The sequence below is a fragment of the Candidatus Polarisedimenticolia bacterium genome (genome assembly GCA_036001465.1).
Classification (GTDB): domain Bacteria; phylum Acidobacteriota; class Polarisedimenticolia; order Gp22-AA2; family Gp22-AA2; genus Gp22-AA3.
On record DASYUH010000080.1, the window covers coordinates 1 to 24,348 of the forward strand.

The window sequence follows — 24,348 nt, forward strand, 5'->3', positions numbered from 1 at the left end:
ATCAACCGCCTCCTCCTCGCCTGGGAACACGTCTACAACCACGTCCGACCCCATCAGTCACTCGGTGGTTTGACTCCCGCCCAGTTCTTGGCTACCTTCCCCCCCAGAGACCCCTCGTCTCACATGTCCTGAACCAGGACAGCGCCTTGACAGTCGCCGGAAACGCCCGCTAAGATCGGCGTCGCGCCCGGGGCTCCCGGGCGTGCGCGGGAATAACTCAGTGGTAGAGTGCAACCTTGCCAAGGTTGAAGTCGCGGGTTCGACTCCCGTTTCCCGCTCCAATATCCGGGCCGGCTCCCCCTTGGGGCCGGCCCTCGTCGTTTCACCCGCCGGATTGACAGGCTTCCGAAGCCCCCTGTAGAATTTCGCGCCACTGAACCAATCTGGTGACCGGGCCGGCGGCGTAGCCAAGCGGTAAGGCAGAGGTCTGCAAAACCTCCACACATCGGTTCGATTCCGATCGCCGCCTCCACCGGATCCCCGGACGGTTCCTGGCCGCCGCCGCTTGCTTTCCTGCCCGCGGACACTATTTTTGTAGCCGACATGTCCTCTCTGGTGAGCGCCATGCTGTCCGATTACGACTTCTGGGTGAGCTTCGCCTCGAACATGCTCGCCGGCGTCCTCCTGACCCTGATCTTCGGGTTGGTCATGACGAGCGTCATGAGCCATTACAGCGAGAGGCGCAAGGCCAAGGGGCAGCGCCGCAAGTTCCTCGAGTTCATCGAAAGGGAGCTGAAGCGGAACTCCACGTCCCTGTCGGCGGCCCTCGAGGAGCTGCCGAAGGGGAACCTCCCGTATCCGCTGTTCGAGGTCTCGGCCTGGAAGGTCTCGGTCAACTCCTCGCTGCTCGACAACATGGATGTCGAGCTGGTCCACCCGATCCTTTCGTCTTACAACCGGATCTGGGCCGCCAACGATCTGTACCAGAGCCTCCTCGAGGCCTACTTCGAGAGGCTGGCGCGCCCCTCGGAGGCGTCGGAGAAGCGCTACCTCTTCTTCCGCAAGACCCTTCTCGACCGGCTGCGCGATCTGCAGCCGAAGCTCGGCGACTCCCTGCACCAGATCGACCACCACCTGAAGGCGGCCTAGGCTCCGGATTCCGGACATGCCGGATTTCGCCGGTGACGGATCTCTGACGGGCCGATCGTGGCCAGGATTGACGGGCGTGCGCACCGGCACAATCGTTGCACTCAGGATCGAGGGATTCTGATCCCGGTCGCGCCAGCGGCCGGCAGGATTGGAGGTGATGCGACATGAAAGGCACGGGAGGGAACGTGCGGAGCGCAAGCGTGGCCGTCCTGACGACGGGCCTGCTGGTCATCCTGTCCGGGTGCATCCGGCCCCCCGAGCCGGGGGATCCCCTTCCGGGGCTGACCCGGGAGGAGAAGGCGCGGTTCGAAACCGGCCGGGAGATCTTCGAACGGGAGTTCACGCCCGAGACCGGACTCGGGCCGCTGTTCAATTCGACCTCGTGCGGTGAATGCCACGAGGACCCGAAGAGCGGCGGTACGGGGGACGAGATCGAGATCCACGCCACCGAGTTCCTGGTCAGGAGCCGGGAGGGCGATCCGCCGGGATCGGCGGAGCTGACCTGCGATCCGCTTGTCAGCCAGGGGGGGCCTGTCGTGCAGCAGCAGGTGACGCCGGCGCTCAAGGAGGCGCTCGGGATCGAGGCGGAGCCGGTGCCGGCCCGGGCCACCTCGACGGGACGCAGGACGACGCCGTCGATCCTGGGGTTCGGCCTCCTGGCCGCCGTCCCGGACGAGGCGATCCTGGCCCTGGCCGACCCCGAGGATCGGGATCATGACGGAGTCTTGGGAAGGCCGAACCGGTTCTCCGACGGGCGTCTCGGCCGCTTCGGACGCAAGGCGTTCGTCCCGGATCTGCGCGAATTCAACGACGCCGCGTTCCTCTTCGAGCAGGGAATCACCAGCCCCGCCCATCCGGCCGAGGACGCGATCGGAGGACAACCGGTCCCGCCGGGTGTCGACCCGGCCCCCGATCCGGAGATCACGGCGGACGATCTGGCCCGGGCGGACGACTTCGTCCGCTTCCTGGCTCCGCCGTCGCGGCTCCCGGGAGGGCGCGAGGCCCGGCGCGGCGAGAGGGTCTTCAGGGAAATCGGCTGCGCCGCGTGTCACATGCCGCGGCTCGTGACCGGGACGAACACGGTGCGCGCCCTCAGCCGCCGGCCGGTGGCCGCCTACACCGACCTGCTCCTGCACGACATGGGCGAGAAGCTGGCCGACGTCTGCCTCGGTCTGGCGACGCCGTCGGAATTCCGCACCGAGCCGTTGATGGGATTGCGGCTGAAGAGCGCATTCCTGCACGACGGCCGGGCCGGGACCGTCGAGGAGGCGATCCGCCTGCATGGCGGCGAGGGGACGGGCGCGCGCGACCGCTTCGAGGCCCTACCGGAGACCAGGCGCCTCTCCCTGCTGCGGTTCCTGAAGACGCTCTGAACGGGGGCTTCTATCCGGCGGCCGCGAACGACGCGTCGAGGATCGCCACCGCCTTGTCGACGTCCCCCTCGCGGGCGATGAGCGGGGGGGACAGGCGGATCGTCGATTCGCCGCACGGCAGGGTCAGAAGCCCCAGCGCGAACGCCCTCTCGATCACCTTGTGACGAGTCGCGGGGGCGGGCCGGTTGCCGGCGCGCCCGTCCACGACCTCGATGCCGATCATCAGCCCGATGCCGCGCACGTCGCCGATCGCCTTGTGCTTCGTCTGCAGCGCCTTGAGCTTCTCGATCAGGTAGGCTCCGACCTTCCCGGCGTTCTCCATCAGCCCGTCTTTGAGGAGCCGGAGCGTCGCCAGGGCCGAGGCGCAGGAGACCGGGTTGCCGCCGAACGTCGAGCCGTGGCCGCCGTCGTTCCACTTCATGACGTCCTCCCGGGCGATGACGGCCGAGAGCGGCATCCCGGAGGCGATTCCCTTGGCCAGGATGATCATGTCCGGCTCGATGCCGTAGTGCTCGAGCGCGAACATCCTGCCGGTCCGTCCCATGCCGCACTGCACCTCGTCGGCGATGAACAGGATGCCGTTCTTGCGGCACAGATCCTGGAGCTTCGGCAGGAAGTCACGGTGCGGCGGAATGAACCCGCCCTCGCCCTGCACCGGCTCGACGATCACCGCGGCGACCTCCGAGGGATCGACCGAGTGGTGGAAATAAGAATCGGTCAGGAGGTCGAGACATTCGACGCCGCAGGATTCCGGCTTCCGGTTGACCGGGCAGCGGTAGCAGTAGGCGTAGTGCGTGTGCAGGATCTCCGGGACGAACGGACCGTATCCCTTCCGCTGCACCGGCTTGCTGGCCGTCAGCGTCATCGCCCCGTAGGTCCGTCCGTGGAAGGCGCCGAAGAAGCCGACGATTTTCTGCCGTCCGGTCCGCACGCGGGCCAGCTTGATTGCGGTCTCGACCGCCTCGGCCCCCGAGTTGGTCAGGAAGACCCGCTTGTTCCCCTGGATGGGGGCGATCCGCGCCAGCTCCTCGCACAGATCGATGTAGACCGGGTAGAAGAAATCGGTGTAGCAGATGTGGATCAGGTTGGCGGCCTGCTCCTGCACCGCCCGCACGACCTCGGGGTGGCAGTGGCCGGTCGACACCGTGGAGATGCCGGCGGCGAAATCGAGGAAGCGATTTCCGTCGACGTCCTCCACCACCATGCCCTGGGCGCGCGACACGACCAGCGGGACGTCCTTGGTCAGGTTCTGCGACACCGTCCTGGCGTCCCGTGCCATGAACTCCCTGGCGTTCGGCCCGGGCAGGGGCGAAACGATCTTTGGATACTCACCCGGGTAGTCGGGTGGAAAGGGGGATCGAGGCACGACGTTTCTCCTTGTAAGACGCGGGACGCTGAGCGCGAGCCGCCATTCTGGCGAAGGGGCCCGGGGCTGTCAAGAACGGCCCGCGCCGGGAATTCCTGGTCGCGGGTGGCTGGGCATGCCCGGCGCGTGCCCCCCTCGACCCGACTCGGGCGAATACGGTCCGCAGAGAGATCGCCGGCGGTGCGTCGCGGGCCCGGCGGGGGCGGCGCGGCGCGCCGATTTCGAGCCGCGCCATGCGCGCCAGATGGACGCCCAGGCCCCCTCGCGTGTGAGCATGAGGCGCGCCGCGCCGCCCCCGCCGGGCCCGCAACTCAATGCAGAGAATGTCTCCGCGTTGGACCGGATTTGACCGTGTCGGGACGCGATGCTAGGATGCGCGGCATCTTGCTCTGGCGCTCATTCCTGGCGGTCCTGTCGGTGCTTCTCCTCGCCGGGTGCGGCGAAGGCCCCCGCCCCAACATCCTTCTCATCGTGATGGACACGGCACGCGGCGACCGCTTCCCGTGGAGCGGCTACGCGCGCCCGACCGCGCCCCACCTCGAGGACCTGGCGCGCGAAGGGGCGGTCTACACGCAGGCCTTTTCGCCCGCTCCCTGGACGGTGCCGGCGCACGCCAGCCTGTTCACCGGGGAGTATCCCTCGCTTCACAAGACCGACTGCGGCTCGCTCCGGCTGCCCGACGCGGCGGTGACCCTGGCCGAGACGCTGCACGCGGCGGGATACAGGACGATTGGCTACACCGCCAATCCGTGGATCGGCAGGGAGTACAACTTCCAGCAGGGATTCGACACCTACGGCGAGACCTGGCGGCTGGTCCCGAAGGACAGCGAAGACACGGGGGCCGCGCTGACCAACGAGAAGGTCCTGCGCTGGCTCGAGTGGCGCGCGGGCAGCGCCGACGCCCGGCGCCAGCCGTTCTTCCTCTTCATCAACTATTTCGAGCCGCACCTGCCGTATCACCCCCCCGAGCCGGAGCGATCGCGACTCCTGCGCGCGGGACTCGACCCGGCGCGCGTGCAACGCCTCAGCCGGCTGGGCCACCCGGACGAGATGCGCTACATCGTCGGGCTGTCCGATCTGAGCGGCGACGACCTGGCGATCCTGAGCGAGCTGTACGACGGGGAGATCGCCTACGTCGACCGGCGCGCGGGGGAGGTCCTCGACCTGCTGCGCCGGCAGGGGATTCTCGACGGGACGATCGTCGCCGTCGCCGGCGATCACGGGGAGAACATCGGCGACCATCACATGATGGACCACAAGCTGAGCGTGCACGACACCCTGCTGCGCGTGCCGCTCGTGCTGCGCTACCCGCCGGCGGTTGCCGCCGGCCAGAGGATCGATGTGCCGGTGCAGATGCACGACCTGTACCCGACGCTCCTGGGGCTCGCGGGAGTGAGGCCGCCGGACGGAACGCCGGTCGAGGCGGTCCCCCTGCCCGGAGCGGGGCTGCCGGGAGCCGGGCGCGGCGCGAGCCAGCCGATCATCGGCGAGTTCGTCGGCCCGCCGGTCGACTTCATCAAAATCATGGAGGATCTCTTCCCGGGCCATGACCTGTCGTCCTACGACCGCACCCTCGTGGCGCTGCGGCAGGACGGCTGGAAGATCCAGTGGGGATCGGACGGCCGGCACTCCCTCTACCACGTCGCTCTGGATCCCGGAGAGACGGTCGATCGCGCCGCGGAAGAGCCGGAGCGCGTGAAGCAGATGGACCGGCAGGTGAAGGAGTGGCTGCAGCGCCCGGCCCGCCGCGCCCGTCTGGCGCGCTGAGGGCCGCCATGTGGACCGGTGTTCCCCCGGCCGCCCCCGCTTGACACCCCGGCCCGCCGCTGGCTTATAGTCGAGGCATGCCTCCCAAAGAGAGAGTCTCGCTCGTCAAGACGTCGCTCCCGGGCCCCAAGTCCAAGCTGTTGATTCAGAAGGAGTCGCGGCTGATGGCCGCGGGGGCCTACGGGGCCACCGAAGATCGCCGGTTCATGGCGGTCAAGGCCCAGGGGTCCCTGATCGAGGACGTCGACGGGAACCGGTTCATCGACTTCGGGTCGGGCTGGGGGACCAACAACGTCGGCAACTGCAACCCCGAGGTCGTGGAGGCGGTGAACTCCACCATGCGGGAGCTCGGGGTCACGTGCTGGACCAGCGCCGGCAACACCGCGCAGCGCCTCGACCTGGCCGAGAAGCTCCTGGCCGTCTGCCCGAAGCGCACCGACCGCGTGCTGTTCCTGACCACGGGGACCGAGGCGGTCGAGGCGGCGCTCCGGGTGATGCGGCGCGCCTCGGGGAGGCAGTTCGTCATCTCCTTCTACGGGCAGTACCACGGGCTGTCGTACGGCTGCATGGCGGCGGGACCGCTGGAGGCGCACGTGCGCGAGGATGTCGCTCCCCTGGTCAACGGCTTCGTCTACGCCCCGTACCCGTACAGCTACCGGACGCCGCTGCATTCGCGAACCGGCGGCGGGGCGGGCCGCGCGACCCTCGAGTACATCGAGGACCTCATCCTGACGTACGAAGTGCCACCGGAGCGGATCGCCGGCGTCCTGGTCGAGCCGGTGGTCGGCGAGGCCGGCGTCTGGGTCCCGCCGGACGATTTCCTGCCGGGGCTGCGCGACCTGTGCGACAAGCACGACTGGTACCTGTGCATCGACGAGGTGCAGAGCGGCTTCGGGCGCTGCGGCAAGATGTGGGCCTTCGAGCACTGGGATGTCGAGCCCGATCTGATCGTCATCGGAAAGGGCCTGTCGGGCGGGTCCATGCCGATCGCGGCCGTGGCCGGGCGGCACGAGATCTTCGACGCGGCCGAGGCGTTCGTGGCCGGGACCTACGCCGGCCACCCCGCGGCCTGCGCCGCTGGGGCGAAGACGCTCGAGATCATGGCGCGCGACCGCGTCCTGGAACATGCCACCGAGCTGGGAGACTACGGCATGAAGCGGCTGCGCGCGATGAAGGAGAAGCACCGGATCATCGGAGAGGTCCGAGGCAAGGGCCTGTGGCTCACCGCCGAATTCATCAAGGACCCCAAGACGCGGGAGAAGAACTTCGAGGCGGCCGCCAGGGTCAACGAGCACTGCCTGAAGAACGGTCTCTACTACATCCACGACAGCATCTCGTGGTTCGTGCGCATCCAGCCGCCGCTCACCATCGAGCGCCCCCTCTTCGAGCAGGGGATGGACATCCTCGAAGACGCGATCGCCGCCGCGAGCGCGGGGCGCTAGGCCGGGCTCTTCCAGCCGCCAGGCCGTCCTTTCCGGATCCGGGGACTCAGCGCCAGGAGGAGGGGTGTTCCTTCCAGGGGTGCTGGAAGACGCCCTCGATCTTCGGGTCGTTGGGGGCGAACCCGGTGCGCTCGCAGAGGAGTCGGCGCAGCTCGTCCTGGACTTCTTTCGGCGGCGGCTGGACCTCGTGCTTGTCGAGCAGCAGCCGCATCCTGTCGCGCGCCAGCTGCACCTCGTCCTTGCCGCGCCGCTTCCAGTCTCCGTACGTGCCGCGGAACGAGATCTTCGGCCAGTACCCCTGGCCCGACTTCAGGAACTCGCGCGTGTACGGCTGCCCCAGGTGGTGGTTCGGCGAGTGGCCGACGGACATGATCGATTCGACCATCAGCTTCTCGCGCGTCAGCTCCATGCCGTTGCGCACGAACGACAGGATGTTGCACATCTCCTCGTCGATCACCATCTGCGGGAACGACAGGGTGTTGCCGTCCTCGAGGATGCCGATGCCGACCAGGAGGTCGCAGCCCGACAGGGCGGCGGTCATGCCGGTCGCCATGTTCTCGTAAGCGCACTGGATGCCGGGGATCTTCGCGTCGGAGCAGATGCCCCCCGCCATGTACGGCACGTGGTAGAACTCGGTCATCTGCGCGAACGGCAGGTTGAGCATGATGCCTTCGGGCGAGGCGGTCGAGGCCAGGCCCGTCTTCATGTCGAGCGTCTCCGGGCCGGCGGGATAGATCATCGGCAGCCCCGGCTGCACCAGCTGGTAGAGGACCAGGCCGCTCAGGAACTCGACGTTGGTCTGCAGGAGCGTTCCCGCCACGGTGATCGGGGCTGTGGCACCCTGCAGCGGCATCGGCCAGAAGACGATCGGCACCCACTCCTTCGCCAGGGCGATGCACGCCTCGGTCATCATGTCGTCGTGCTTCAGGGGAGAGACCGGGCAGGTGACCATCGAGAAATACGGACGGTCGCGCTGCTTGCGCCGGTCGCCGTACACGGCGTCGAGCATCGCCAGCAGGTAAGGGACGTCGTCCGGGTCCTGCACGCCCCCCACCATCTGGAAATGCTTCGACGACCACATGAAGGTCGAGGCCATCTCGAACAGCGCCCGGAAATCGGTCGAGGCATCGGTCGGGAAGACCGTCGACCACATCACCTTGATCGGGTCCAGCGCGTCGGCCAGCAGCGTGCTCAGCGCCAGGTCGTGCAGCGTCGAGGTGCGACGCTCGCCGGTCTTCTCGTCGATGGTGAAGGAGGCCTGCCCGTCGGTCATGTGGTGCATCTGCTCGCCGTCGATCACCGCGTCGTTCTTACCGTCGCGCGATGCCAACACGAACTTGCGGGGCACGGTCTTCATGGCGCGCTCGACCAGGTCCGGCTTGACCCAGGCGACCCCCTTGTCGCGGTCTACTTTTTGACCGTTGGCCTCCATGATGTCGAGCGCCTTGGTGTTCTCGTAGAGGACGCCGATCTTCTCGAGGATCTCGAGCGAGGCCTCGTGGACCAGGCGGACGTCCTTCTCGGTCAGCATCGTGACCTTGGGGCGCACGTTCATCAAGGGATCACCTCGTGAAATGGAGCGCTTGTGTATGCCGAGATCTTGTCACGGCGCGGTTTTGCGGGTCAATCCTTTTTCGGCAATTATTCCGCCATTTTCATGCCGTAACGGCAACGCGCTGTCCGCGTGGATGCCGTAATGGCTTGAGATCCCACGATTCGCAACGATGACGCGGCGGGCGGTCGGGTCGCCTCCGCGGAGCCTCGACCGTAGGCGCGCCATCCGACCATTGAATCCGGTTGATTGTTCCCCGGGGCGGTCCATACTTTAGGACGAAAACCAGCTAGGAAACGTCACGGAGGGGCCGGCATGTCCACCTTGAGCAGATCGCGGCGGCCGCTCGTCGTTCTTCTCGCCTGCGTACCCGTCATCCTTGGAGGATCGGGCGCCAGCCTGTCCGATCCGCTGCTTTCGGGTGTCTTCGTTGCTCCCGGGCCGGTCCTGCGCCTGGTCGATGCCGCGGACTTCAACGCCGACGGCTTCACCGACCTGGTCGCGCTGGATGAGGCTCAAGCGGTCAGGGTGTATCTCGGCAGCCCCGAGCTCCCGTTCGGCCTGCCGGCCTCGTTTTCCTACTTGTCGGGGGCCGCCAAGGTCACGGCGATCGCCGACATGGACGGCGATCGGAAGCCCGATCTCGTCGTGGGCACCCATGCGGACGTCGAGATCCTGCTAAACCGGGGGCACGGACTGCAGGAACGTCCGCAGACACCCGTTCTCGGCTCGGTCGATGGACTGACCGTCGGCGATTTCGACTCGGACGGCGTCGTCGACATCGCGACCACACGGAATTCCGCCCCCGGCGTCGCTGTGACTATCTCGTTCATGAGGGCGGACGATCCGTATCTACAGGCCGCCAGGCAGATTTCCTTGCCGCCCGGCCGCGGGCCGATCGCGCTCGTAGGCGCCGATTTCGACGGCGATGGCGACTTGGATCTGGCGGCCCTGAACCAGTGCGACAGCTCAGCGTGCGCTCACGGCTCGGTCTCGATCTATCGGAACGAAGGGGGTCGCGTGTTCGCGGCGCCCCGGTCGTTCGGGGTGGGCGTCTCGCCGGCCTCCTTGCAAACAGGGGACTTCAACGAGGACGGGCATCCGGATCTGGTGTCCGGCAACCGGGATCCCGAGGGCCTGTCGATCCTCCTCGGACGGGGTGACGGCTCGTTCGCGGACGAGACCCGGCTGTCGCCCACCGTCTCCGTCGCCTTGGATCAGCGGGCGGTGGCGGTCGGAGACTGGAATCTGGATGGTCATGCGGATCTCGTGGTGTCGGGATCGTTGGCCTACGGGGCGCTCTCCGGAAGCATAGGTATGATCGCCGTGCTCGACGGACGTGGAGACGGCACGTTCACCCCTTCCGGAATCTATGGGGCATCCATGGTGCCGGCCGGAGTCGTCTCGGGTGACTTCGATGGAGACCGCAAGCCGGATCTGGCGATCCGATCCTGGAATGCCGAGGCCTACGGGCCCAGGGCGGGGGGTATCGTCGTCCTCCCGGGGGACGGCCAGGGCGGCTTCGTCGGCGTGGAGGCGTTCCACACGCCACTCTTGGGGGCCTCCTTCGTCATGGACATCGCCACGGCTGATTTCAATCGGGACGGGCGCCGCGATCTGGTCGTCGCCGATCCGGCTCTGACGGTTTTTCTCCAGGATCTGGATGGGCGATACCTCCCCATGCCGTTCCTGTCGGGATACTCGGCGAACGCCGTGGCGATCGGGGACTTCAATGATGACGGAGTCGAGGACCTCGTTCTGGCCGACAACGAGAGCATCTCGATTCTGCCCGGAAACGGCGATGGCACCTTTCAGCCGGGCACGACGTTCCCAACCCTCTACCAGCCGCGCGACATCGTCGCCGCCGACTTTGACTTGGACGGGAGGGACGACATCGCGGTCCTCCACACCTACAACTACGTGTCCATCTTTCGCGGGCAGGGGGATGGGACCCTGAGAGAGGAGGCGCAGCACATCGCGTGCCCCTATCCTTCGGCTCTCATGCTCGGCGACTTCCACCCCGACGGACGGCAGGACATTGCCGTGATGTGCGGCGACAGGATCGTAATGTTCTTCAACGTCCCCGACTTCCTCTCCGGTCCGTTCGAGGTAACGACCGGCACCCATATCGCGATGACCCACGCCGATTTCAACGGCGACGGCAACGAGGACATGGCCGTGATCGCGGCGTCGTCGGTGTTCGCGGACTTCGGCAAGGTCCGGATCCTCCTAGGGCATGGCGACGCTGCGTTCTCCGAAGGCCCGGACTGGTTCGTCGAAGGCGGCGTGCCGGTGTCGATCGCCGCGGCCGACTTCAACGCCGACGGTCGCGCCGATCTCTCCGTCGGCGTGCGGGGTTTGGGCTATCCCGCGAGAACCGAGCTGCACCTCGGTGATGGGGACGGAACCTTCACGCGCGCGGGAGCGGTCCTCACCATCCAGCCTCCGTACTACATGCTGGCGGACGATCTGGACGCGGATGGACGCCCCGACCTGTTCGTCGGCGGACCTCCGAGCCTGGCCTATACCTCGCTCTTGGTATCGCGCAACATCGGGCCCCTGCCCGACGCGGACGGGGACGGCACTCCGAACCCCGCCGATACGTGCACCGACGCCGACTCCGACGGCTTCGGCGACCCGGACTTCCCGGCGAACCAGTGTCCGGCCGACAACTGTCGTGACGTTCCCAATCCGTCGCAGGCGGACGGCGACGGCGACGGAATCGGCGACGCCTGCGACCGGTGCACCGATCGCGATCGGGACGAGACCGGGGACCCCGGCTTCCCGCTCGACGTCTGCCCGGTCGACAACTGCCCCGATGTCCCGAACGTCAACCAGAGGGATTCCGATCGCGACGGAATCGGCGACGCGTGCGATCCGTGCACGGATCGGGACGGGGACGGCTATGGCGAACCCGGGAACGCCTGCCAGGAGGACAATTGCCCCCTGGTGTCGAACCCGGACCAGGCGGACGTCGACGGCGACCGGATCGGCGACGTCTGCGATCCGTGTCCTTTCGATCCCCTGAACGACTTCGACGGCGACCATGTCTGCGGGGACATCGACAACTGCCCCGATTTCAACGCCGACCAGTCGGACGCCGACAACGATCGCGTAGGGGACCACTGTGACAACTGTCTCACGGTCCCGAACCACGATCAGGTCGACACGAACGCCGACGGCTCCGGAGATGCCTGCCAGCCGTCGCTGATCCTGTCGGACATCCGCGGGGACGGCAACGGCGCGATCGACGTTTCGGTGGCCGCCAGCGATCCTCAGGGGGAGCCGCTGAGCGGTACCGTGGAGATCGTCGAGAGCCAGGCGCAGAGCCTGACGATTCGCGACCTGTTAGCGTCCGGTGACTGCGGGCAGGGGTGGTTCCCCGAGGGGATTCCGGGAGATGGAATCGGTTTCCTCTTTGGATCCGTCGGAATCCCGATCGTCGCGGATTTCAAGACCATCGTGGATATCCTCGGTCTCGCGTGCGACGTCCATTCGTTCGGAGGGTACTACGTGCGCGCCGGCGGATGCACAGGCTTCGGCTATGGCTCCAATTCTCTTTTCCTGGCCGACCTTGCGCTGCCGGCGCCGATCTGCGTCACCAACTTGGACAACCTTGCCTTGCGTTTCGAAGCGACGATCGAGGCGTTCGACGAGGATTCGCTCCGCCTGTCGTTTGTCCAGCGCCGGGTCCTGAGCGTGCCGTTCGACGACGGATTGCCCGGGCAGATCGACATCTCGTCGCTGAACGTCGGCCCCGACCACCGCCTGAGGATCACCGTGACCGACGGGAACACCGTTCCGGTGACGGTCGAGGCGCCGTTCGACTATCAGGGCGAGTCCACGATGCTGTTCGGCGGGCACGCTCCGCGCGCGGTGATCGCGCCTCGCGGTCCGGTGGAGTGCGATCGCCTGGAGGGGGGCCTCGTGACCCTGGACAGCTCGGGCTCGGAGGATCCCGACTCGACCCCCGGAACGAACGACGACATCGTGCGGTTCGAGTGGTTCGAGGATTTCGAGACCGTGGAGACGTCGCTCGGCGAAGGGGAGACACTCACCTTGACCCTCCCGCTCGGAGCACACGCGATCACGCTGCGCGTGACCGACACCGCCAACATGCAGACCATGCAGACAGTCACGGTGGTGGTCCAGGATACGACCCCTCCCTCCCTGGTGGTCGGCGCCGAGCCCCAGGTGCTGTGGCCGCCGAATCATCGGCTGGTCACCGTCGCGACGCGCTGGCAGGCGGTCGATCGGTGCGACCCCCTCCCGCGGGTGGTCCTGTCCGCGGCGACCAGCAACGAACCGGCCGACGCGCCCGGAAACGAGGATGGAGCCACGGCGGCCGACATCGTCGGCGCCGAGGTCGGGCAGCCGGATACCGAGATGATGCTGAGGGCGGAGCGCGAGTCGGGCGGGCCGGGGCGCACCTACGATCTCGAGTATTCCGCCACCGATGCCTCGGGGAACCGCGGCTCCGCCCTGGCCACCGTCGTGGTCCCGCACGACCTCGGGTCGGGCCCCGAGCCGCTGCAGGAACGGCTGCAAACCCAGGGCATTCCCGGACGGGCGCAGGTTTTCTGGAACACGGTCGAGGGGGCGCCAACCTACGATCTCATCCGAGGCGGCCTGGAGAACCTGGTGGTCCGTGACGGGCAGGTGTCCCTGGGCAGGGTGCGCCTGCTCCTGGCCGGGCAGGGCCAGACGTCCTGGAACGAAGGCCAGGAGGAGGACCAGCCGGCGACCGGTCGCGCCTTCTTCTACCTGGTTCAGTATCACGACGCACGCGGCCCGAGCGGCTACGGAACGGAATCCTCCCCCCTGCCGCTCATCCCCGACCCGGCGCCCGGCGCCGCCATCGGGTCGGGAGGCGACGGCGGGCGCGTGAAATGATCGCCGCGCCTGCCGCGGGACACGTGCCTTGATCTTCGCGCAGACCAGCCCCTAAGATATCCCGCCCAACCACGCAGGCGTTTCAATGGGTGGGCGGCGGTCGATCGCCGCACGGAGGTTCCTCGTGCTCGAGTATCTGTCTCCGCGTGAGTACGACGATGTCCAGCGGGCCGAGATCGAGGAGTGCGGCTGGGCGCAAGTGCTGCGCTGCTTTCTCGACGGCCCCCGGTTGCTCCTCGGCTGGGACCAGGCGCGCTCCGAGGACGAGATCGCCCGCCTCGCCGGAATTGCCCCGGCCGACGCGCGCGAGGCGATCGACGAGGCGTCGCGCTGGTGCGTCGTGAGAAAGCTTCACCTCCTCGGCTGGCAGGAGGAGGACGGCAGCCGGCGCCACTTCATGGCGGTCGGCTGAGGGCGCAAGGACTGGCTGATCAGCCACGACCCGGCAGGCTGCCGGGCGCGCCTGGAAGAGATGGCAAGGGACGAGAGGCGGAGTTGAAGGGATAGGGGAGAAGCCGTTCATGGCGGGCAGGAAGCGGGTCGTCATCATCGGGGCGGGCCACAACGGCCTGATCGCCGCGAACCTCCTGGCGGAAGGCGGCCACGACGTCATGGTCCTCGAGGCGCGCGCCATCGTCGGGGGGGCGTGCGTGACGGAAGAGCTGTTCCCCGGCTACAGGGTCTCGTCCACCTCCTACGTCAGCACGCTCCTCCTGCCGCAGGCGGTCAAGCGCTTCGACCTGCCGCGGCACGGCTACAAGGTGATCCGGCAGGACCCCGCCTTCTTCGTGCCGTATCCCGACGGCCGGACGCTGACCCTGCATGGAGACGACCGCGACCTGCAGGAGATCGCCAGGTTCTCCCGCCGGGACGCCGATCGCTACCACGAGTTCCACGCCGTCCTCGAGCGGGTCGGCGGGTTCGTGAAGCCGCTCATCATGAAGCCGCCGCCGAGCATCGACGGGCTGGGGCCGCGCAACCTGTGGGACCTCCTCCAGCTCGGCCTCGCCGCGCGCCGCTTGTCCCCCTATGACGTCCAGATGCTGATCCAGCTCGCCAGCCTGGGCATCGCCGACGTCCTCGACTCCTGGTTCGAGTCGGACGCGCTGAAGGCGTTCCTCTGCTCGCAGGCGGTGATCGGCGCCCATGGCGGCGTGCACCTGCCCGGCACCGCCTTCCTCCTGCTGCACGACGTGTTCGGCGGCGTGGACGGCGCGACGGGAGTCTGGGGCGTCGTCGTCGGCGGAATGGGGGGGATCACCCAGGCGCTGGCGGCGGCGGCGCGCGAGCGCGGCGTCACGATCAGGACCGGTGCTCGCGTCGAGGCGATCGATCTGGGCGACGCGGGGCGCGCGCGCGGCGTCCGCCTCGCGGGCGGAGAGGCGGTCCGCGCCGACACCGTCGTGAGCAACGCCACGCCGCGCCGCACCTTCCTCGAGATGCTGCCGGACGGGGCGCTGCCGGCCCCGTTCCTGAGTCACATGCGGGGCTTCAAGGACCAGGGGGCGTCGCTGAAGGTGCACCTGGCGCTGTCCGAGCTGCCGGACTTCACCGCCATGCCGGGCACGACGCCGGGACCGCAGCACAGGGGCCTCCTCAATTTCTGCCCGACCGTCGACTTCATCGAGGAGGCCTGGGACGACTGCAGGCGCGGCTCCTTCTCGAACCACCCGACGGTCGAGGCGTGCATCCACTCGGTGCTCGATCCGTCGGTCGCGCCCCCGGGCCGGCACATCATGACCTGCTTCGTGCAGTACGGCCCGCGGCATCTCAAGAGCGGGACCTGGGAGGGGCTGAAGGAAACGGTCGCCGACCGCGTCGTCGCCGAGATTGCCCGCTACGCCCCGAACGTGCCGAAGGCGGTCATCCACCGGCACGTCTACACACCCGAGGACCTCGAGACGATCTTCGGGTTGACCGGCGGCAACATCTACCACGGCGCCATGACCCCCGATCAGCTGTTCAGCTTCCGGCCCGCTCCCGGCTTCGCCGACTACCGCACCCCAATCAGGAACCTCTACCTGTGCGGCGCTGGCACCCACCCCGGCGGCGGCGTCTGGGGCGCCTGCGGCTGGAACGCCGCCCACGAGATCCTGCGCGACATCGGCCGGGGCTGAGGCCGGGAGGCACGTGCCCGGGAGCCGTGGCGGTGGTACCATCCTCTTTGCGCGCCATCAATCCGAGGAGGCCCCCCATGCTCAATCTCTACGCGTTCGACCGCTCGCCGTTCGGCTGGAAGGTGCGGGTCGTCCTGGCCGAAAAGAAGGTTCCCTACGAGATGATCGTCCCGGAGAACAAGAACGAAGATCCGGCCTTCGCCAGGCTGAACCCGATTCGCAAGACCCCGGTGCTGGTCCTCGACGACGGCCGCTCGATCTACGAGTCGAGCGTCATCAACGAGTACCTCGAAGAGGCCTTCCCACAGCCGCCGATGCTGCCGAAGGACCTGTTCGAGCGCGCCCGGGTGCGCATGATCGAGGACACCTTCGACCAATACGTCCAGCCGGTCATCCGCGATCTCACCAACGCGCAGTTCGACTACCAGCCACCCCTGTTGATCCGCAAGAAGGCCGAGCAGGTGGATCACAAGGCGCTCGAGGAGGCGCGCGGCAAGGTGCACCAGCACCTGCAGCGCCTGGAAGCCGAGCTCCGCGGCAGGACCTGGTTCGGCGGCGACTTGTTCTCGCTGGCCGACGCGGCGCACGTGCCGGCGCTGACCGGCTCGCTCAAGATCCTCGGCGTGCTTCCCGACCCGAAGTATCCGGCGCTGGGGGAGTGGATCGGGCGCGCGACCGCGCGGCCCGCGTTCAAGGCCGCGGCCCCGAAGGAGCCGATGCGCATCAAGGAGGGCTGAGCCTCCGGCCTGTTGGAAGAGAAGGATGGGCACGTTTCGCCAGGCCGAGTCACCCGACGACCTCGCGACGGCGCGCACGCTGTTCCAGGAGTACGGCGCCTCGCTCGGATTCAATCTCTGTTTCCAGGGCTTCGACCAGGAGCTGGCCGGCCTCCCCGGTGACTACGCTCCGCCCAGCGGGCGGCTGCTGCTCCTCATCGAGGACGGGCAGGTCGCGGGGTGCGTGGCGCTCCGGAAGCTCGATTCGGGCGTCTGCGAGATGAAACGGCTCTACGTGCGCCCGGAGTTCCGCGGGCGCTCGCTCGGGCGATTCCTGGCGGAGGCGATCATCCGCGAGGCGCGCGACGTCGGCTACGCGCGCCTCTTGCTTGACACGGTGCCGTCCATGGCCGCCGCGATCGCGCTCTATCGCGACCTCGGCTTCCGGGAGACCGCCCCGTACCGCGAGAATCCGATCCCCGGTGCCCTCTACTTCGAGCTGCACCTGCAGGGGTCCGGCTAGGCGTGTGAATCGGCCCCCGCCTACCGTCGCACGTCCTTGAGAATCTCCCGCGCGGCGTTGCGGGCGGGGGCACCCATGACGCCGCCGCCGGGGTGGGCGCCGGAGCCGCACAGGTAGAGGCCGCGCAGCGGCGTGCGGTACTGGGCCCAGCGCTGCGCCGGGCGCAGGAAGAAGAGCTGGTCCGGGGTCATCTCCCCGTGGAAGATGTTCCCCTCGGTCAGGCCGAAGATCTGCTCCAGGTCCCACGGGCTGATGACCTCGCGGCCGATGATCGCCTTCTTGATGTTGGGGGCGTACTCCGCCAGGGTGTCGATGATCTGGTCCCCCACTTTCTCGCGGATCTCGGGCCAGGTCCCTTCCTTCAGCTTGTAGGGGCCGTACTGCACGAACATCGACAGGACGTGGTGCCCCTTGGGGCAGAGCGTGTCGTCCATGGTCGAGGCGATGTTGCAGTCGAGCATCGGGCGCGCCGACGGCCGGCCGTACTTGAGGTCGTCGTAGGCGCGCTCCAGGTACTCGACCGACGGGGCGATCTCGATCATCGCCTGCTGGTGCGACGCGTCCGGGTCCTGTCCCGGGATCGCCGTCCAGTTCGGCAGCTCGGAGAGGGCGCAGTTCACCTTGATCGACGAGCCCTGGATGCGGAAGCTCTTGATCGCGTCCGTGAAATCCTCGGGCAGCGTCCCCTTGTCGCACAGCTTCAGGAAGGTGCGGCGCGGGTCGAGGTTGCTGGCGACCAGCCGGGAGCGGTACTCGTCGCCGTTCGCCAGATAGACGCCGCGGCAGACGCCGTTGTCGACGATGAAGCGGGACACCTCGGCGTTGGTCTTCACCTCGACGCCCAGGTCCTGGACGGAGCGCAGCAGGGCGTTGGCGATGCCGCTCATGCCCCCCTTGACGTAGCCCCAGGCGCCGGTCTGCCCCTCGATGCTGCTGCCGATCGAATGGTGCAGCATGATCGCGGCCGAGCCCGGGGTCATCGGGCCGACGCAGGTGCCGATGAGGCCGTTGATCGACAACGCCGCCATGACCCGGTCCGACTCGAAGCGCTTCGACAGGTAGTCGTAGCACGAGGAGGTCATCAGCTCCATGAAGAGCTTCAGCTTGCGATCGCCGAGCTTCAGCATCTTCCGCCCGAGCCTGCCGAACTCCAGCAGCTCGCGGATCCCCTTGGGCGGGAACATGGGCGGGGTGGTGCGCAGGATCTCGTCGACGAACGGCTGCAGCTCGAGAAGCTCCGCGTTGAAGCGGGGGAACGCCTCGGCGTCCTTCTTCGAGAACTTGGCGATCTCGAGCTGGGTCTTCGCCTCGTCGGCCGACCACAGCATGTACTGCCCGTCGGGATAAGGATAGAAAGAGTGCGGCTCCGGGACCAGGACCTGGAACCCGTAGTCCTTCATGCGAAAATCGCGGATGACCTCGGGAAGCAGAAGGCTGCAGACGTAGGACGTGCGGGTGACGCGGTGGCCAGGGATCAGCTCCTCGGTGACGCAGGCGCCGCCGACGATCGGCCGGCGCTCGAGCACCAGGACCTTCATCTTTTCCTTGGCCAGATACCCGGCGGTGATCAGGCCGTTGTGGCCCCCTCCCACGATGATGGCGTCGTAGCGCGCCTGGGTCATGCGTCACCTCCCTTTCAGCGCGCCGGTTGGGGTCGGGCGCGGGCGGCCGTTCAGCGGACGGCGTTTTACGATCGGCAACGGGATTCCAATGCTGAGGCAACAATCTAGCACACGGATCGGGGCTCCCGATCCCGGAGTCCCGCCCGATTGCTGTTACGGCTTCAAATTCGGCCCGATCGCCCGCGATCTCAAGCCGTTACGCCATCAGCGGCGATCGGCGAGGCCCGAATCTCCTTGCGCCGGATGGGCACAGGCGAGGATAATTTATGCCACGCCAACATCGAAGCCCCGCGGAAGGGAGGCGGCGTGATCCCCGAGGTCAAGATCCTGAGCGACGAGGAAGTCCGGCTGCTGCATACCCGCGCTCTGGACGTCCTCCACCGGGTCGGCATCAAGTACGAGAGCCGCCGCGTGCTGGACCTGCTCGCCGAGCACGGCCAGAAGGTCGACCACGACAAGGGGATCGCCTGGCTCGACCCCGAGATCGTGGAGCGCTGCCTCAAGACGACGCCGCGCGTCATCACCCTGGCCGGCCGCGACCCGAAGCACGACATCCAGACCGACGGCTCGCGCCTGCGTGTCACGACCAACGGCCAGGCGACCTTCACGCAGGACTACCGGACGGGGGAGCGCCGCCAGGGGCTGGTGAAGGACCTGCGCGACTCGACCAAGGTCGGCCACTACATGGACGTGGTCGACTTCATCTGGCCGATGGTCGTGCCGTTCGACGTGCCCGGGCCGAGCCGGGTCCTGCACGAGATGTACCACTCGCTCGCCATGACGACGAAGCACATCCAGCACGAGATCCAGCTCCCCGAGCACGTGCCGTTCGCCCTCGAGATGCTCGAGGTGATCGCCGGCAGCAAGGAGGAGCTGAAGCGCCGCCCGCCGTTCTCGGTCGTCGCCTGCACCGTCTCCCCGCTGCAGCACGAGCCGAAGATGGCCGATCTGTGCATCGAGCTGGCGCGCGCCGGCATCCCGATCGTCATCTGGCCGATGCCCCTGACCGGCGCGACCGCCCCGGTGACCGTCCCGGGCACCTGCCTGATGAGCCTGATCGAGTTTCTGTCGGGTGTGGTGCTCTTCCAGCTCGCGGCCCCCGGCTGCCCGCTCATCTATCCGCTCGGCCCGGAGGTCCTCGACATGCGCTCGGGGATGGCGGTCTGCGGCAGTCCGGAGATTCCCCTGTTCAATTTGATCCTCGGGCAGATGGCAAAGTTCTACAATGTGCCGGCGATCGGCGTCGGGCTGAACTCGGACGCCAAGATCCCGGGGATCCAGGCGGCGTACGAGTCGATGCACACCGGCATGGCGGCGGCGCTGTCGGGGGCCGACCTGCTCGTCGGCATCGGCGTGCTGGACGACAACAACACGATGTCCCTGACCGAGCTCGTGATCGAGGCGGAGATCGCCCGCATGGTGAAGCGGATCCGCGAGGGGGCCGTGGTGACCGACGAGACGCTGATGGTCCACCTGATCGAGAAGGCCGGCCCGGGGCAGCACTTCCTCGGCTTCAAGGAGACGCTGCACGGGCTGAAGACGGGGGCGGTCTTCTTCCCGAAGTACTCCTACCGCAGCACCTACGACAAGTTCTTCGAGGAAGGGAACGACGAGCTGGAGAAGGCGCGCGCCGAGGTGGACCGCCTCCTGGCCCTTCCCGATCCCGACCCGCTGCCGCCAGAAGTCGACAACGAGCTGAAGCGAATCGTGGCCGCCGCCGACAAGGCCTGCGCGGAATCGGCCGCGTGAGCCGCGTGTCTTGAGCGAGCCTCCAGGACGAGGCCCGAGCAAGGTCCGGCGCGGGCTCCGCTTCCTGCCGCTCGTCGGCGTCATCTACTGCCTCACCTCGGCCGGCCCGGCCGGCATCGAGGAGATGGTCCCCGCGTCCGGCCCCGGCCTGACGCTTCTGCTCCTCGTCCTCCTGCCGATCTTCTACGGCCTGCCGCTCGGCCTCGCTTCGGGCGAGATGAATAGCCGCTTTCCCGTGGAGGGGGGCTACTACCGCTGGATCAAGGAGGTGTTCGGGGATTTCTGGGGGTTCCAGGCCGGCTGGTGGTCCTGGCTCGGCGCCTTCTTCGACGGCGCCCTGTACGCCGTGCTGGTGGCCGAGTACAGCGATCTCTTTCTGCCCGAAGCCTGGACGCCGCTGGCCCACCGGATCATCCCGCTCGCGGTCATCGCCATCTGCACCTGGATCAACGTGCGCGGCATCGAGGTCGTCGGCTGGTCGACGCTGCTCTTCAACATCTTCATGCTCAGCCCGTTCGCGGTCCTGTGCGTCCTCGGAGTGTTCCACTGGGAGCACAACCCGCTCGTGCCGGTGAAGCCCCCCGGCATGGGCTGGTTCCCCGCGCTCGGAGTCGGGGCCCTGATGGGGATGTGGAACTACTCCGGCTACGAGTCGCTGTCGACCACCATGGAGGAAGTGGACAACCCGCGGCGCAACTACCTGCGCGCCATCCTGATTGCCATCGTCATCACTGTGCCGTCGTACGTCCTGCCTCTGGCCATCGGCCTGGCGGCCACGCCCGACTGGACGACCGTGTCGGCCGGGTCGTTCACCGACATGGGGCGCATCATCGGCGGACCGCTCCTGGCCACCTGGATCGCGGCGGCCGGCATCGTCAGCAACTTCGCCCTGTCGAACGTCAACCTGCTGGCCTACTCGCGCATTCCGTTCGCCATGGCGCAGGACGGCTTCATGCCGAAGGCCCTGACCCGGATCCACCGCGTCCACGGCACCCCCTGGGTCGCCCTGCTCGCGACCGCGGTCTTCTACACGGTCCTGACCCCCTTGAACGTGGAGCAGCTGGCGGTCATCGAGATGTGGCTCTTCTCCGCCCTCTACATCGCGATCTACCTCGCCCTCTGGAGACTGCGGTGCCGCCCCGCCGAGGCCGGCGGCCGGGACGGAGAGGAGTACCGGTTCCTGATCCCGGTCGGCCGCCGGGGAATCTGGTGGGTCATCGTGCCGCCGACGCTCCTGATCGTCATGGCGGTGTACGGCAGCGTCGGCGAGTATCTGTGGTACGGCGGGCCCGCGCTTCTGAGCGGCCTCGCCCTGTACCCGATCGCGCTATGGTGCAAGAGGCGGCACGGAAGCGCCGCGTCGTAGGAATGCGTCAGCGGGCCTCGAGCGCCCGGTGATCCTGCATGATGCAGCGGCTCATGACGACCCGCAGGCCGGCGGCGCGCGCCTTCTCGGCCGCGGCATTGTCGGCCAGCCCCAGCTGCATCCAGACCGTCTTCGCGCCGAGGCGAATCGCCTCATCGACGATCGCCGGGATCGCCCCGGGGCGGCGGAAGATGTCCACGATGTCGATCGGCCCCGGGACCGACGCGAGATCGGGATAGAACTTCAGATCCGGGCTCGAGCGGGCATTCGGATTGACGGCGAAGACCTCATATCCCTGGGACGCCAGGTAGCGCCCTACGCGATGCGAATCGCGCCCCGGGTCGTCCGAGTGCCCGACGACGGCGATCCGCCGGGCGCCCTGCAGGATGTCGCGGATCTCCTCGGGGGTCGGATTGGCGCGCGGGATCTCGCAGCGTTCGGTCACAGGGATTTCCTCCCGGACGATTCGGCGGTCTCCGCCGCGTGGCCGTGCCCCGCGTGATGGCCGATCGCCTCGGCGGCGTCCGGCGGCTCGACATGCGGCGTGACGTCCTTGATCCCGGGGAAGCGCAGCCGGATCGCCTCGATGACGCGGTGGGCGATGGCGTGCGACTCGCTCGTCGTCGTTTCGGGGGCGATCGTCAGGTGAAAATCCAGGTGCACGTGGTCCGGCAGGCCGCGCGTGCGCACGCCGTGGCAGTCGAGGACCCCCGACACCCGCATGGCGGTCGCGGAGATCTCGTGCGGGCTGTAGACCACGGCGTCCGCCAGGACGTCGAGCGACGAGGTCACGATGCGGTAGCCGGCCCGCGCGATGAGCCCGACCACGACAATCGCGGCCACCGGGTCGAGGATCGGCCAGCCGAGCTTCACTCCCGCCAGCCCCACCAGGACCGCCATCGACGCGTAGATGTCGCTGCGCGTGTGCAGGGAGTCGGCGATCAGGATCGGGCTTGCGAGCCTCAGGCCGAGCCGCTGCTCGTACACCGTCACGACCATGTTGATGAGGATCGTGGCGATCATGATGGCGAAGCTCCACGCCGTGACCTCGGGCGGGCTGCCGGTCATGATCCGCTCCACCGCCCCGGTCAGGATCTCGTAGCACGCCAGGAACAGCAGGAAGGTGATGCCCAGCGCGGCGATCACCTCGAACTTGCGGTGCCCGTACGGGTGCCCCGGATCCGGCGGCCGCGCGGCCGCCGCCGTCCCCACCAGCCCGATGACGTTGGACGACGAGTCCATGGCGGAGTGGATCCCGTCCGCCACCATGCTGATGGCGCCGGTCGCGATCCCGTAGATCAGCTTGGCCCCGGCGACCAGCAGGTTCAACGCCAGGACCCGCAGCAGGACGACGCGGATGTCCTGGGCGCGCAAGGAGGCATCGGAGTGCATGCGCCTATTCTGTCACGTTGCCGGCCGGGGGGTCCGCTATTTGAGACGGCGCCCGCCTTAAGGCGACCCCCTCACGAGGCGGCGCATATAAGATGACGCCCTTGCCCGGGGGCCGTTCGATGCATCTGCGAACCTTCACCGTCGCCAGTGTCCTCGCAGCGGCCGTCTTCCCGTGGCCGGCGGGCGCGCGGGCGGACGAGCCGCAGGGCCCGCCGCGCTATGAGCTCCTGCTGTCGCCGACGCTCGACGCCGAGTGCGGCGCCCGCCTGGTCTCGTCGGCCGTCACCGCGACCGGTTCGGGAGAGGAGCGGCTCTTCCGCCGCCTCGAGCCCGGGCCGGGGGCGATCGCGCTGCGCGCGACGCGCCTGCTCGCATGGGATGCGCCCATGGCCTGGTGGTACGGCGTGGCCCTGCACGAGGCGTTCGGCCACGGCGGCCGCGGCCGCGAGTTCCACACCTCGCCGAGCGTGCACCTCGGGTCCCCCTGGGGCGGCCGCGACTCGTACGCCAGCTTCGATCTCGACGGCACGAGCAGCGAGAATCGGCTCTACATCTACGCCGGCGGGACCGAGGCCAACACCCTCGCGGCGTCCTTCCTGGAGCGCCGCGCCGTCGAGGGGGTCGCCATGCGACCGATCGAGCTTCTGTATCTGGCCTCGAACCGGCTGGTGGCGAGCGACTATGTCCTGCGCACGACGCCCGACCCGGCGGCGGAGCCGGCGCGTTTCCATGCCGAGTATTCCGGAGGCGGGGACGTCGCCAATTACCTCGGCCTGCTGCACGAGCTGCACGGAGGAGCAAGCGGCATCACGGCCGGAGGAGTCGACGCCACGATCGTGCGGGAGTATCGCCGCCTCCGGCGCCAGGCCGTCTGGAATCTCCTCGGCCCGGGCTTATGGTGGGCCCTCGCCTCGGCGATAAGCCAGACGGCGCGGGGCGACGCGTCGTCCCCGTTGCCGCTGCCGCGCGCCGGCCGCTTCCGCTACCTGCCGGTCCTGTCGGCCGAGTGGACGCCGTCCGGCGGCCAGACCTCGATCGAATGGATCCTGGCGCCGGCTGAGCGCATGACGGCGCCGCCGGCAGCAGCGGCCGGCGCGACGCCCCGTACGTTTTCCTTCGTCGCCCGACGGGGGAGGGGCCCGGCGGGCGGCTTCGGCGCGCTCGGGGCGGGCGCCGAGGACCTGATCGACAAGGGCCGCTGGGCGCTGGGCGGCGCGGTGGAGTTCTGGCACGACCCGCACGGCGGACCGGGCGGCGGCGCGCGGCTGCGCGCCCGGCTCACGCGCGGCTACCTGCGCGGCCTCTACGTCGACGCCGGCGCCAAGTCGCAGGGATACTGGATCGGCCAGCCGGCCTCTCCCGGCCCCTACGTCGCCGTGGG

At 68.2% G+C, this 24,348-nt stretch carries 17 protein-coding genes and 2 tRNA genes; 14 read left to right on the forward strand and 5 right to left on the reverse strand.

What is annotated here, in order from left to right; all coding sequences use genetic code 11:
• Window positions 1-206 precede the first annotated feature (206 nt).
• From VGV60_14715 to VGV60_14730, 4 genes are all read left to right on the forward strand, one after another.
• A tRNA-Gly gene (locus VGV60_14715) sits at window positions 207-281 on the forward strand.
• Between the two features lie 116 nt (window positions 282-397).
• A tRNA-Cys gene (locus VGV60_14720) sits at window positions 398-472 on the forward strand.
• Between the two features lie 71 nt (window positions 473-543).
• Window positions 544-1,089, forward strand: coding sequence for a hypothetical protein (locus tag VGV60_14725; protein ID HEV8702524.1), 546 nt, complete (start codon window positions 544-546; stop codon window positions 1,087-1,089).
• 164 nt (window positions 1,090-1,253) lie between these two features.
• A complete protein-coding gene (locus tag VGV60_14730) occupies window positions 1,254-2,462 on the forward strand; it encodes a di-heme oxidoredictase family protein (GenBank protein ID HEV8702525.1) in 1,209 nt (402 codons plus the stop codon).
• A gap of 10 nt (window positions 2,463-2,472) precedes the next feature.
• Here the strand turns inward: VGV60_14730 and VGV60_14735 are convergent, their stop codons facing one another.
• On the reverse strand, window positions 2,473-3,828 hold the full coding sequence (locus tag VGV60_14735) for an acetyl ornithine aminotransferase family protein (GenBank protein ID HEV8702526.1): 1,356 nt from the start codon (window positions 3,826-3,828) through the stop codon (window positions 2,473-2,475).
• A gap of 372 nt (window positions 3,829-4,200) precedes the next feature.
• Between VGV60_14735 and VGV60_14740 the strand changes: the two genes are divergently transcribed.
• Together VGV60_14740 and VGV60_14745 are read left to right on the forward strand one after the other, a co-directional pair.
• Window positions 4,201-5,595: a sulfatase gene (locus tag VGV60_14740; protein HEV8702527.1), complete on the forward strand. Its 1,395-nt coding sequence runs from the start codon at window positions 4,201-4,203 to the stop codon at window positions 5,593-5,595.
• Between the two features lie 77 nt (window positions 5,596-5,672).
• Window positions 5,673-7,037, forward strand: a complete 1,365-nt coding sequence (locus VGV60_14745; protein ID HEV8702528.1) for an aspartate aminotransferase family protein — start codon at window positions 5,673-5,675, stop codon at window positions 7,035-7,037.
• A gap of 46 nt (window positions 7,038-7,083) precedes the next feature.
• Here the strand turns inward: VGV60_14745 and VGV60_14750 are convergent, their stop codons facing one another.
• Window positions 7,084-8,592 (reverse strand): trimethylamine methyltransferase family protein, encoded by a 1,509-nt coding sequence (locus tag VGV60_14750; protein HEV8702529.1) that lies wholly within the window; start codon window positions 8,590-8,592, stop codon window positions 7,084-7,086.
• A 312-nt stretch (window positions 8,593-8,904) separates the two neighbouring features.
• Here VGV60_14750 and VGV60_14755 point away from each other — a divergent pair, with 312 nt between their 5' ends.
• From VGV60_14755 to VGV60_14775, 5 genes are all read left to right on the forward strand, one after another.
• A complete protein-coding gene (locus VGV60_14755) occupies window positions 8,905-13,482 on the forward strand; it encodes an FG-GAP-like repeat-containing protein (GenBank protein HEV8702530.1) in 4,578 nt (1,525 codons plus the stop codon).
• Window positions 13,483-13,606: 124 nt separating this feature from the next.
• On the forward strand, window positions 13,607-13,894 hold the full coding sequence (locus VGV60_14760) for a hypothetical protein (protein HEV8702531.1): 288 nt from the start codon (window positions 13,607-13,609) through the stop codon (window positions 13,892-13,894).
• Between the two features lie 109 nt (window positions 13,895-14,003).
• The gene (locus VGV60_14765) at window positions 14,004-15,599 is read left to right on the forward strand and encodes an NAD(P)/FAD-dependent oxidoreductase (GenBank protein HEV8702532.1); all 1,596 of its coding nucleotides are present in this window, start codon (window positions 14,004-14,006) and stop codon (window positions 15,597-15,599) included.
• A gap of 77 nt (window positions 15,600-15,676) precedes the next feature.
• Window positions 15,677-16,336, forward strand: a complete 660-nt coding sequence (locus VGV60_14770) for a glutathione S-transferase family protein (GenBank protein HEV8702533.1) — start codon at window positions 15,677-15,679, stop codon at window positions 16,334-16,336.
• Between the two features lie 25 nt (window positions 16,337-16,361).
• Window positions 16,362-16,838 carry a GNAT family N-acetyltransferase gene (locus VGV60_14775; GenBank protein ID HEV8702534.1) on the forward strand — a complete coding sequence of 159 codons (477 nt, stop codon included), beginning with the start codon at window positions 16,362-16,364 and terminating at the stop codon, window positions 16,836-16,838.
• Window positions 16,839-16,858: 20 nt separating this feature from the next.
• On the opposite strand, the gene VGV60_14780 is transcribed toward VGV60_14775, so the two are convergent.
• Window positions 16,859-18,460, reverse strand: a complete 1,602-nt coding sequence (locus tag VGV60_14780) for an NAD(P)/FAD-dependent oxidoreductase (GenBank protein ID HEV8702535.1) — start codon at window positions 18,458-18,460, stop codon at window positions 16,859-16,861.
• 306 nt (window positions 18,461-18,766) lie between these two features.
• Between VGV60_14780 and VGV60_14785 the strand changes: the two genes are divergently transcribed.
• A complete protein-coding gene (locus VGV60_14785) occupies window positions 18,767-20,209 on the forward strand; it encodes a trimethylamine methyltransferase family protein (protein ID HEV8702536.1) in 1,443 nt (480 codons plus the stop codon).
• A 10-nt stretch (window positions 20,210-20,219) separates the two neighbouring features.
• Complete coding sequence (locus VGV60_14790) at window positions 20,220-21,575, forward strand: APC family permease (protein ID HEV8702537.1); 1,356 nt, start codon at window positions 20,220-20,222, stop codon at window positions 21,573-21,575.
• Window positions 21,576-21,582: 7 nt separating this feature from the next.
• Here VGV60_14790 and VGV60_14795 read toward each other — a convergent pair whose 3' ends face one another.
• Together VGV60_14795 and VGV60_14800 are read right to left on the reverse strand one after the other, a co-directional pair.
• Window positions 21,583-22,020, reverse strand: coding sequence for a CoA-binding protein (locus VGV60_14795; protein HEV8702538.1), 438 nt, complete (start codon window positions 22,018-22,020; stop codon window positions 21,583-21,585).
• On the reverse strand, window positions 22,017-22,967 hold the full coding sequence (locus tag VGV60_14800; protein ID HEV8702539.1) for a cation diffusion facilitator family transporter: 951 nt from the start codon (window positions 22,965-22,967) through the stop codon (window positions 22,017-22,019). Before VGV60_14800 ends, VGV60_14795 begins: the two co-directional genes overlap by 4 nt.
• 119 nt (window positions 22,968-23,086) lie before the next feature.
• On the opposite strand from VGV60_14800, the gene VGV60_14805 reads away from it, so the two are divergent.
• Window positions 23,087-24,348, forward strand: a 1,262-nt coding sequence (locus VGV60_14805; GenBank protein HEV8702540.1) for a hypothetical protein, incomplete at its 3' end; no start/stop codon positions are given.

Excerpts from the sequence above, each read along its gene's own strand:
- VGV60_14725 (HEV8702524.1), top strand. The coding sequence starts at position 544 with ATGTCCTCTCTGGTGAGCGCCATGCTGTCCGATTACGACTTCTGGGTG.
- VGV60_14730 (HEV8702525.1), top strand. The coding sequence starts at position 1,254 with ATGAAAGGCACGGGAGGGAACGTGCGGAGCGCAAGCGTGGCCGTCCTG.
- VGV60_14740 (HEV8702527.1), top strand. The coding sequence starts at position 4,201 with ATGCGCGGCATCTTGCTCTGGCGCTCATTCCTGGCGGTCCTGTCGGTG.
- VGV60_14745 (HEV8702528.1), top strand. The coding sequence starts at position 5,673 with ATGCCTCCCAAAGAGAGAGTCTCGCTCGTCAAGACGTCGCTCCCGGGC.
- VGV60_14750 (HEV8702529.1), bottom strand. The coding sequence starts at position 8,592 with ATGAACGTGCGCCCCAAGGTCACGATGCTGACCGAGAAGGACGTCCGC.
- VGV60_14755 (HEV8702530.1), top strand. The coding sequence starts at position 8,905 with ATGTCCACCTTGAGCAGATCGCGGCGGCCGCTCGTCGTTCTTCTCGCC.
- VGV60_14765 (HEV8702532.1), top strand. The coding sequence starts at position 14,004 with ATGGCGGGCAGGAAGCGGGTCGTCATCATCGGGGCGGGCCACAACGGC.
- VGV60_14770 (HEV8702533.1), top strand. The coding sequence starts at position 15,677 with ATGCTCAATCTCTACGCGTTCGACCGCTCGCCGTTCGGCTGGAAGGTG.
- VGV60_14775 (HEV8702534.1), top strand. The coding sequence starts at position 16,362 with ATGGGCACGTTTCGCCAGGCCGAGTCACCCGACGACCTCGCGACGGCG.
- VGV60_14780 (HEV8702535.1), bottom strand. The coding sequence starts at position 18,460 with ATGACCCAGGCGCGCTACGACGCCATCATCGTGGGAGGGGGCCACAAC.
- VGV60_14800 (HEV8702539.1), bottom strand. The coding sequence starts at position 22,967 with ATGCACTCCGATGCCTCCTTGCGCGCCCAGGACATCCGCGTCGTCCTG.